The 270-nt window shown below is 63.7% G+C and carries 1 protein-coding gene; it reads left to right on the top strand.

What is annotated here, in order from left to right; all coding sequences use genetic code 11:
- On the top strand, positions 1-270 hold a 270-nt coding region (locus EOD29_RS31925), incomplete at both ends, for a hydantoinase/oxoprolinase N-terminal domain-containing protein (RefSeq protein ID WP_348630471.1).

The following is a 270-nucleotide window of genomic DNA, read 5'->3' as shown; positions in this document are numbered from 1 at the left end:
AGGCGATCTGCATCATGACCGTCTTCTCGCACGTCAATCCGGCGCATGAGAAGCGCATCGCCGAGATCTGCCGCGAGGAGATCGCCGCCGCCGGCGCCGACATCCTGGTCTACACCAGCCACGAGGTGCGCCCGGTCATCCGCGAGCAGTCGCGGCTGAACTCGGTGCTGATCGAGGCCTACGCCACCTCGCGCGGCCGCAAGCAGCTGAAGGGCATCGAGGACGTTTCGAAGAAATACGGCTTCAAATATGGCGTGCAGACGCTGCTCT

The sequence above is a fragment of the Mesorhizobium sp. M1A.T.Ca.IN.004.03.1.1 genome, from assembly GCF_003997555.1.
Classification (GTDB): Bacteria; Pseudomonadota; Alphaproteobacteria; order Rhizobiales; family Rhizobiaceae; genus Mesorhizobium.
This window is presented reverse-complemented; position numbering and strand designations above follow the sequence as displayed.